Below are 9459 nucleotides of genomic sequence, written 5' to 3' on the forward strand. Positions count from 1 at the left end.
ATGAAATATAAGGGATATTTGATTGATTTAGATGGCACGATCTATTTAGGGAAAGAGCCGATACCAGCAGGCAAACGCTTCGTTGAAGCTTTGCAGAAAAAGGAATTGCCTTTCCTTTTTGTCACAAATAATACGACCCGCAGTCCAGAAACAGTCGCACAACGATTAGCGGATGAATTCGCCATTCATGTGGCGCCTGCAACAATTTATACGGCAAGTTTGGCGACGATCGACTTTATGAAAGACCACGGTCGCGGCAATAAAGTCTTTGTGATCGGCGAAGCAGGATTGATCGACTTGATTTTAGCGGCCGGTTTTGAATGGGATGACCAAAATCCGGATTATGTCGTCGTTGGTTTAGACAATGATGTCACCTACGAAAAGTTTGTCTTAGCCACATTAGCGATTCAAAAAGGGGCTACCTTTATCGGCACCAATCCAGATAAAAATATCCCTACCGAACGGGGATTGGTACCTGGAGCCGGTTCTTTGATCGCAATGGTGGAGACTGCGACACAGACACCGCCGATTTTCATCGGTAAACCGGAAGCAATTATTATGGACAAAGCCGTGGCACACCTTGGTTTACCAAAAGAGGAAGTCATTATGGTGGGAGATAACTATGAGACGGATATTTGCTCGGGGATTCGGAATGGCATTGATTCCCTATTGGTACTATCCGGTTTTACACCGAAATCTGCTGTGCCTCGTTTACCGGAACCCCCAACTTATGTCATTGATTCCTTAGATGAATGGGATTTTGACCAATGAGAAAACAAGTATGGATCGAGCGGCTAGGGATGCTGTGTTTGTTTTTATTTCTGATCAGCTTAGCAATTACGGTAACGATCAATTTTCGCTGGCTATATCATTTTGATATTCAACAGTTGAATATTTTAGATTATACCGACATTTCAAAAGAAGAATTGATAAAAAATTATGGGTTGTTGCTGGATTTCTTGAACAATCCATTGAATACGACATTAGCTTTGCCAGATTTTCCGATGTCAGCGGCAGGAGCTGGACATTTCTATGATGTGAAGAAACTATTTTTATTAAACTATGGTGTACTGCTCGTAACGTTGATCCCCAGTTTCATGCTTCTTAGATCTTTTTGGAAAAATGATCAGCGCTGGCGGTTGTTGCGACCATTGCAGTGGGGGATGCTGCTGCCGATTTTCTTTGGTTTCTTGATGGCAATCGGGTTTGATCGATTTTTTGTGACGTTTCATGAGATTTTCTTCAATAATGACGATTGGCTTTTTGATCCAGTAACGGATCCCATCATCAATGTTCTGCCGGAGACGTTCTTCATGCACTGTTTTATTTTATTTTTTGTACTGATTGAACTGTTTTTCTTTGTGATTTACTGGTGGGCAAAACAAAGTCAAAAAAAGACTATTTCATAAGTGAGAAAAGACCTAGAGGATAGCGGGAACGTCAGTCATACTGGCGTTCCTTGCTAGTATCGCGTAACGATTTACACGGTAGTCCCTTCAGGTGTTTCAGACTTGTGGGATAGTCTTTTTTCGATAGTAGCTGATTTTTACAAGTTTATTGAGTGATGTAATGAGACTTGCTTGGATGCTGGTGCGCCAAACGACTAGCTGCCGAAGCTGCGATTGCACCTACAATATCATCTAAGAATGTATGGACCCGGGGGCCTTCATGACTGTTTAATTCTTTTAAAATACCTGGCTTCACTTTATCGATGTAGCCATAGTTGGTGAAACCGATCGAACCGTAGACATTGACAATGGAAAGTGCCAAAATCTCATCAATACCATACAACCCTTCATCATCTTTGACGATTTCCTGCAATGGATGCAAAAGGCTGTTTTCTTCTGCCAATATATCTAACTGGATACCAGTCAAAATCGTGTTGTGAACCTCACGTTTACTGAGGACTGCGTTCACACTTTCAATGCACATATCTAATGTAATACCTTCGATATAATCTTTTTGTAAAAATAAAACAAGTTCGCCGATATCCTGAAGTGATACGCCGCGCTCTGAAAGTAGTTCTCTTGCCTTATCTTCAAGTGTTTTATTCTCTAATACCATGTGATTCCCTCCAATTCTTTTTTCTTACTTCTATCCTATCTTATCTTGCCCGTGGAATCAAAAAATACCGACGAACAGCAACGTAGTCGTTTCTGAACTGTATGAAAAAAAGTCGCAGAGAAATCCTGCGACCGTTCTTTTTATAGCTTTTTTCCTTTTTTATACTAGCTCTTTTTTAAGCTGTTTTTTAATATAGTAGTTTTTGCTTTTTTGGTTTTTTTAATATAGTAGTTTTTGCTTTTTTGGTAAGTAGCTTTTTTTGCAATTGTTGTTTTGCGGCAACTGCCCAAGGGTGGGCCACTAGCAAATCACCAGCAAACAGCCAGTCAAGATAACATAATGCTGCCGCTTCTAAAGAGTTATCAAGTGCAGCCAGTAGCTCCTCTAAAAAAGGTGCCGCATCTGCGCGATCCCATTCGATTTTATCTGCTAGGAAAACAATGAGATCCAGCTTTGAAAAATTTTCCTTAAGTGTCGTGTGGCAGGTAATGGCAGACAAAATCTCAGGGTCAGTGATCCCAAAGAGCTCTTTTGCCAAAGTAGCCGATTGTTTTTGATGCAGCAATAATGGTACTTTTCTTTCTTCCGGCACTATCTCCAAACCGTAATATTCTTGAAATGCGAGACGTTCATCATTGGGAATGACCACGCTGATATCATGAAACAATCCAGCAATCGTTGCTTTCTGGCAGTCGCCACCGAAACGTTTGGCAAGTTGCTCAGCGGCATTGGCTACTTCGAGATGATGTTGGACAGTCGATACTTGGTCAAAGGCTTCTAAGTAAACACGCATTTGGTTTGCAAGGGACGCATCAGGTAAATCAATTTTATACCGACTCAGCATGGTCTACTCCTTGAACAAACTAGTGCTGTGGGCAGGTTGTGTCCGGTTTTTAGGATCAATGTAATGAAGCGCATTGTTGACGGCAGTGGGGGCTTCCCCGAAACCAGTAGCAATCAAATCTACTTTGCCATCGTATAAGACCACATCCCCGCAAGCGTAGATTCCTGGAATGGATGTCCGCATATCTGATGTAACGAATACGCCTTGTCGAGTGCTTTTTAGTCCCCACTCTTTAATGTTCAAAGTCGAAGAAAAACCGTAATTAACGATCAAAGAGTCCACTTGCAAGGAAACAGATTCATCTCCTTTGACTTGCTGCAAAGCAATTTCAGTTAGACGTTTTTCTCCACTGATATCCTGGATAACATAGGGAGTTAGAATGTTGACAGAAGAAGCGCGCAGTTTGTTGACACTATGTTCATGCGCTCGAAATTCTGGGCGACGATGGATCAAATAAACTTCACTAGCGATTGGTTCAAGCATGAGCGCCCAGTCAATCGCTGAATCGCCACCCCCAGCGATAGCAACTTTGCGGCCCGCATACTTCATCAAGTCAGTTACGAAATAGTCGAGTCCATTGCCTTCAAAACGTTCACTGTCGGGTATAGACAGTTTTCTTGGCTGGAAGGAACCATTGCCTAAGGCTAAAATCACTGCTTTGGAATAGTGATTGCCTTTATCTGTGATCAGTTCTAGGTAGTCTTCGTGCTTTTCGATCTGTAAGACGGTTTCCTCCAAACAGTATTGATGATTGAAGGTAGTCAGTTGCTTTTCAAGATTTTGAACCAATTCACCGGCTTTGATCTTTGGATAACCCGGAATATCATATATATATTTCTCAGGATAGAGCGTGGCCAATTGGCCGCCTAGCTGAGGCAGACTGTCGATCAGTTTGGTTTTTGCGTTGCGCATACCGGCGTAGAAGGCAGAGAACATGCCGCTCGGCCCAGCACCAACGATGGTAATATCATATATCTCCATAGTGCATCTCCCTCTGTTGATTGATTATTCTACAGTATCACCTGGACGAATAGCTTCATTATAGCAAAAATTGTCTTAACTAGCATTTTTTCATTTTTCTGCTATCATTGTTTTAGTATTTAGTATAAACAAGGAGGCGTTAAGTGTGTCTGAATTTCCACAGCTACATTTAAAAGAAACAGGTCATAAAGCAGTTATCAAAACGAATCGGGGAGATATCACAGTAGTGCTCTTTCCAGAATTGGCCCCAAAAACCGTGAAAAACTTCGTCGAACTTGCCCAAAAAGGATATTACGACGGTATCATTTTCCACCGCGTTATTCCTGATTTTATGATTCAAGGCGGCGATCCTACCGGTACTGGTATGGGTGGCGAAAGTATTTACGGGGGCAGCTTCGAAGATGAGTTTTCAAATGAGCTCTTCAATCTTCGCGGAGCATTATCAATGGCTAATGCCGGCCCAAATACAAACGGCAGCCAATTCTTTATTGTCAACAATCAAAACGTACCAGCGAATATGCTTGGTCAATTAGAGGGAGCAGGTTATCCTTCCGAAGTGATCGAAGCATATCAACAAGGTGGAACGCCGTGGTTAGACTTCCGTCACACTGTTTTTGGTCATGTTGTAGATGGCATGGATGTAGTGGACGAAATCGCAAACGTTCAACGAGGACCGCAAGACCGTCCTGTTCATGATGTTGTGATCGAAACAATTGAAATCAGTGCATAAAAAAGAACCCCGCGGGGTTCTTTTTTATTGTTTCAGTTCTGTGAATGCAGCAGCAATTTGCAGGAGACCTTTTTGCAGCGTTTCTCGAGGACAAGCCAAGTTGATCCGCATATGTTGCGTTCCGGATGGGCCAAAGTTGATACCTGGATTCAAGACCACTTTTGCTTCTTTGATCAATTTGCGTTGTAACTCTCGGTCAGAAAGACCGTAGGCAGAGAAGTCTAGCCACATAAGATAGGTGCCTTCTGGCTTTTGAAACTTGATTTCAGGTAATTTTTCTACCAAAAACTCACAGGTCCATTCGATATTGGCTGAAAGATAGTTAAGCAATTCATCCAGCCATGCTTCTGACTCTCGATAGGCTGCTTCTGTTGCTACAATACCGAATGTATTGATTTCACTTTGAACATTTTTTTCTTGAACAGTTATGAATTGTTTTTTCAAATCCGGATTTTTGATAAAGATCATTGAATTTTTGATGCCGGCCAAGTTGAATGTTTTGGTTGCTGAAGTTAAAACAATGGAGAAATCAGCAAAAACAGGATCAACTGTCTGAAATGAAACAAATGTATTCGGAGCAAAAACGATGTCTTGATGGATTTCATCGCTGACCACGAGAACATGATGTTTTTGACAGATCGACCCAATTGTTTGCAGCTCCTCTTTTGTCCACACACGACCACCAGGATTGTGTGGATTACACAAAATCATCAGTTTGACATGGTTATCTACAATAGCAGATTCCATTGCAACGGAATCGATTTCGAAATGCCCGTTTTTTTCGATCAACGGGTTGCGCACAAGTTGACGCTGATTTTTTTCAACAACGTCAGCAAATGGTGGGTACACTGGATCATGAATCATTACACTGTCGCCTTCATTGGTATAGCTCTGCACAGCTAATGCGAGACTAGGGACAACACCACTGTTGAACAAAATCTCCTCTTTTTGTAGCGAGTAGTTGTGTTTTCGTTCTTGCCAAGAAATGATTGCTTCGTACAAACTTTCAGGGAAAACAGTATAGCCGTAAATTCCTTGATCAATCACTTGCTGCAGGGCATTCTTGACCGGCTTAGGTGCCAAAAAATCCATGTCGGCTACCCATAACGGCAGTAAACCTTCTTCCTTATAGGTCGTAGCAATACTGTCCCACTTTACACTATTGGTATTTAACCGTGAATGGACATTGTCAAAATTCGTCATATGTACCCCTCCTAGATCGTTTTTTTCTACTACTTCAAATCTAACACTAGTTCAAGTATAATAAAAGATGAAAAGAGAGGAAATCATATGGACTATCAAATCGGAACTATTATTGACGGAACGGTCACAGGTATACAACCATACGGCGCCTTTGTGTCGCTCGATAAAGAAACACAAGGCTTGATCCATGTTTCTGAGATCCAGTCTGGATACACGAAGAATATTCATGATGTTTTGCAAGTGGGCCAGGAGGTGCGCGTACAGATTATCGATATCGATGAATATAGCCAAAAAATCAGTCTGTCCCGCAGAACATTAGAACAAAAATTTGTTCAGCTTCCTTATAAGCGCAAAAGGTATTTTACGAATAAAAACAAACGAATCGGTTTTCGGACGATTGCTGAAGCCTTACCAAAGTGGACAGCAGAAGCCAAAGAGATGCTGGAAAAAGAAAACGGAAAGAGATAATCGTGCATATTTTCTGAAAATGTGCTAAAATTGATTTACAATCAGTTGAATAACCGAGGTGGGTATTTTGGGATCCAAAAAAGTGGCAGGAACAGTTATGATGCACTTGGCAAATGGCTCGAAAAAGTTTTTGATGCAGACGCACGAAGGTACCGCAGAACTGGCATCTACAGACTTCTCTGAAGATAAGACCGGTCTAGCAAATATTTTACAATTGTTTAAAGACAGTATTCATTTAGACGTGACAGCGATCAATCTTGTTGAATTAACCAATGGATCGATTGATGCTGAGAATATTCCACTTTTTGTTTTTGAAACCCAAGAATCAGGACAAGACAAACAACTACCTGATGGTTATGCGTGGGAAGAACCGAATGTTTTCAGACAAATTATTGAAGATTACAAAATAGAAGGTATGCCATTCTTCTAATCAAATGGATAGAAGACAACTACATAAAAAAGCCGTTGATACGGCTTTTTTTCTTTTCAGAAAATTTATTGGAGAAAAACAGAAAATATGCTTGACCCTCAGAGAGAATAATGGTAAATTTATCAACGTTGGCAAAACACACCGACAGTCAAAACCTTTCAAAAAAACTTTTTGAAAAAAGGGCTTGACCAAAACGGAAACAGATGATATTATAACGAAGTCGCAAATTTAAGAAATCAATTTGATGCTGATGCAGCAACAAAAAAGATTGAAAAAAGTTGTTGACAAATAACAATTCATTTGTTATTCTAATGGAGTCGCTGATGACGCACAGGAAGTTGTTGAATAAACACTTTCGAAAAAAACTTTTAAAAAAAGAGTTGACATTCACTTGTTGATCTGATATGATTTAAAAGTTGCTAACGCAGCGCAGTAGACCTTTGAAAACTGAACAAAGCAAGCAAACGAACCAATGTGTAGGGCGCTTCATTATATGAAGCAAAATACATGCAAGCAATAGCTAGCAAAGTTAATTTTATTTGAGCTTAACGATCCTATGGATCGTTCAAACAAATCATTATGAGAGTTTGATCCTGGCTCAGGACGAACGCTGGCGGCGTGCCTAATACATGCAAGTCGAACGCTTTTTCTTTCACCGGAGCTTGCTCCACCGAAAGAAAAAGAGTGGCGAACGGGTGAGTAACACGTGGGTAACCTGCCCATCAGAAGGGGATAACACTTGGAAACAGGTGCTAATACCGTATAACACTATTTTCCGCATGGAAGAAAGTTGAAAGGCGCTTTTGCGTCACTGATGGATGGACCCGCGGTGCATTAGCTAGTTGGTGAGGTAACGGCTCACCAAGGCCACGATGCATAGCCGACCTGAGAGGGTGATCGGCCACACTGGGACTGAGACACGGCCCAGACTCCTACGGGAGGCAGCAGTAGGGAATCTTCGGCAATGGACGAAAGTCTGACCGAGCAACGCCGCGTGAGTGAAGAAGGTTTTCGGATCGTAAAACTCTGTTGTTAGAGAAGAACAAGGATGAGAGTAGAACGTTCATCCCTTGACGGTATCTAACCAGAAAGCCACGGCTAACTACGTGCCAGCAGCCGCGGTAATACGTAGGTGGCAAGCGTTGTCCGGATTTATTGGGCGTAAAGCGAGCGCAGGCGGTTTCTTAAGTCTGATGTGAAAGCCCCCGGCTCAACCGGGGAGGGTCATTGGAAACTGGGAGACTTGAGTGCAGAAGAGGAGAGTGGAATTCCATGTGTAGCGGTGAAATGCGTAGATATATGGAGGAACACCAGTGGCGAAGGCGGCTCTCTGGTCTGTAACTGACGCTGAGGCTCGAAAGCGTGGGGAGCGAACAGGATTAGATACCCTGGTAGTCCACGCCGTAAACGATGAGTGCTAAGTGTTGGAGGGTTTCCGCCCTTCAGTGCTGCAGCAAACGCATTAAGCACTCCGCCTGGGGAGTACGACCGCAAGGTTGAAACTCAAAGGAATTGACGGGGGCCCGCACAAGCGGTGGAGCATGTGGTTTAATTCGAAGCAACGCGAAGAACCTTACCAGGTCTTGACATCCTTTGACCACTCTAGAGATAGAGCTTCCCCTTCGGGGGCAAAGTGACAGGTGGTGCATGGTTGTCGTCAGCTCGTGTCGTGAGATGTTGGGTTAAGTCCCGCAACGAGCGCAACCCTTATTGTTAGTTGCCATCATTTAGTTGGGCACTCTAGCGAGACTGCCGGTGACAAACCGGAGGAAGGTGGGGATGACGTCAAATCATCATGCCCCTTATGACCTGGGCTACACACGTGCTACAATGGGAAGTACAACGAGTTGCGAAGTCGCGAGGCTAAGCTAATCTCTTAAAGCTTCTCTCAGTTCGGATTGTAGGCTGCAACTCGCCTACATGAAGCCGGAATCGCTAGTAATCGCGGATCAGCACGCCGCGGTGAATACGTTCCCGGGCCTTGTACACACCGCCCGTCACACCACGAGAGTTTGTAACACCCGAAGTCGGTGAGGTAACCTTTTTGGAGCCAGCCGCCTAAGGTGGGATAGATGATTGGGGTGAAGTCGTAACAAGGTAGCCGTATCGGAAGGTGCGGCTGGATCACCTCCTTTCTAAGGAATAGTACGGAAGACTACACATCGTTTGCCTTTGTTCAGTTTTGAGAGGTTTACTCTCAAAATAGTTTGTTCATTGAAAACTGGATATCGAAGAAAATCAAAACAAGTAACACACACCGAGTTGACAAGTTAAAGAGTTTTTTAATAAGTTCAACGCTTATTTTCTTGAGCAACCTTCTATCGCTAGAAGAAGTACTCACCGACCGTAAGGTCAAAGGTTAAGTGAATAAGGGCGCACGGTGGATGCCTTGGCACTAGGAGCCGATGAAGGACGGGACTAACACCGATATGCTTTGGGGAGCTGTAAGTAAGCTATGATCCAGAGATTTCCGAATGGGGGAACCCAGCATCTTTTATAGGATGTTACACAGTTGTGAATACATAGCAGCTGTGAGGTAGACGCAGAGAACTGAAACATCTAAGTACCTGCAGGAAGAGAAAGAAAATTCGATTCCCTGAGTAGCGGCGAGCGAAACGGGAAAAGCCCAAACCAACAAGCTTGCTTGTTGGGGTTGTAGGACTCCGATATGGTAGTTGAAACAGATAGTCGAAATACTTGGAAAAGTATGTCAAAGAGGGTAAAAACCCCGTAGATGAA

The 9459-nt window shown here is 42.9% G+C and carries 9 protein-coding genes and 2 rRNA genes (1 of these 11 running past the window's edge); 7 read left to right on the forward strand and 4 right to left on the reverse strand.

The annotated features are described in order from the left end of the window. Both IGJ45_RS02515 and IGJ45_RS02520 read left to right on the forward strand, forming a co-directional pair. A complete protein-coding gene (locus tag IGJ45_RS02515) occupies nucleotides 1-771 on the forward strand; it encodes a TIGR01457 family HAD-type hydrolase (RefSeq protein WP_147587206.1) in 771 nt (256 codons plus the stop codon). After that, nucleotides 768-1409 carry a TIGR01906 family membrane protein gene (locus IGJ45_RS02520; RefSeq protein ID WP_003128784.1) on the forward strand — a complete coding sequence of 214 codons (642 nt, stop codon included), beginning with the start codon at nucleotides 768-770 and terminating at the stop codon, nucleotides 1407-1409. Before IGJ45_RS02515 ends, IGJ45_RS02520 begins: the two co-directional genes overlap by 4 nt. A 145-nt stretch (nucleotides 1410-1554) precedes the next feature. On the opposite strand, the gene IGJ45_RS02525 is transcribed toward IGJ45_RS02520, so the two are convergent. The 3 genes from IGJ45_RS02525 to IGJ45_RS02535 all read right to left on the reverse strand — a co-directional run bounded on the left by IGJ45_RS02525 (nucleotide 1555) and on the right by IGJ45_RS02535 (nucleotide 3889). Next, nucleotides 1555-2064 carry a phosphatidylglycerophosphatase A family protein gene (locus tag IGJ45_RS02525; RefSeq protein ID WP_003128785.1) on the reverse strand — a complete coding sequence of 170 codons (510 nt, stop codon included), beginning with the start codon at nucleotides 2062-2064 and terminating at the stop codon, nucleotides 1555-1557. 187 nt (nucleotides 2065-2251) lie between these two features. After that, nucleotides 2252-2908, reverse strand: a complete 657-nt coding sequence (yqeK, locus tag IGJ45_RS02530; protein WP_029487259.1) for a bis(5'-nucleosyl)-tetraphosphatase (symmetrical) YqeK — start codon at nucleotides 2906-2908, stop codon at nucleotides 2252-2254. A 3-nt stretch (nucleotides 2909-2911) separates the two neighbouring features. Next, complete coding sequence (locus IGJ45_RS02535; protein WP_003128789.1) at nucleotides 2912-3889, reverse strand: NAD(P)/FAD-dependent oxidoreductase; 978 nt, start codon at nucleotides 3887-3889, stop codon at nucleotides 2912-2914. Between the two features lie 145 nt (nucleotides 3890-4034). On the opposite strand from IGJ45_RS02535, the gene IGJ45_RS02540 reads away from it, so the two are divergent. Continuing rightward, a complete protein-coding gene (locus IGJ45_RS02540) occupies nucleotides 4035-4619 on the forward strand; it encodes a peptidylprolyl isomerase (RefSeq protein WP_147587207.1) in 585 nt (194 codons plus the stop codon). 24 nt (nucleotides 4620-4643) lie between these two features. On the opposite strand, the gene IGJ45_RS02545 is transcribed toward IGJ45_RS02540, so the two are convergent. Then, entirely contained in the window at nucleotides 4644-5822 is a 1179-nt protein-coding gene (locus IGJ45_RS02545; protein WP_029487258.1) for a MalY/PatB family protein, read from the reverse strand. Nucleotides 5823-5909: 87 nt separating this feature from the next. On the opposite strand from IGJ45_RS02545, the gene IGJ45_RS02550 reads away from it, so the two are divergent. The 4 genes from IGJ45_RS02550 to IGJ45_RS02565 form a co-directional block, all read left to right on the forward strand. After that, entirely contained in the window at nucleotides 5910-6290 is a 381-nt protein-coding gene (locus tag IGJ45_RS02550; RefSeq protein ID WP_003128793.1) for a CvfD/Ygs/GSP13 family RNA-binding post-transcriptional regulator, read from the forward strand. A 67-nt stretch (nucleotides 6291-6357) separates the two neighbouring features. Next, on the forward strand, nucleotides 6358-6720 hold the full coding sequence (locus IGJ45_RS02555) for a hypothetical protein (RefSeq protein ID WP_003128795.1): 363 nt from the start codon (nucleotides 6358-6360) through the stop codon (nucleotides 6718-6720). 575 nt (nucleotides 6721-7295) lie between these two features. Next, nucleotides 7296-8855: ribosomal RNA gene (locus tag IGJ45_RS02560) — 16S ribosomal RNA — on the forward strand. Nucleotides 8856-9077: 222 nt separating this feature from the next. Beyond that, nucleotides 9078-9459: ribosomal RNA gene (locus tag IGJ45_RS02565) — 23S ribosomal RNA — on the forward strand; it runs 2533 nt beyond the window's last position. The 16S and 23S rRNA genes sit together here, the layout of an rRNA operon.

This window comes from Enterococcus sp. DIV0574 (genome assembly GCF_051711125.1).
GTDB lineage: Bacteria > Bacillota > Bacilli > Lactobacillales > Enterococcaceae > Enterococcus_D > Enterococcus_D gallinarum.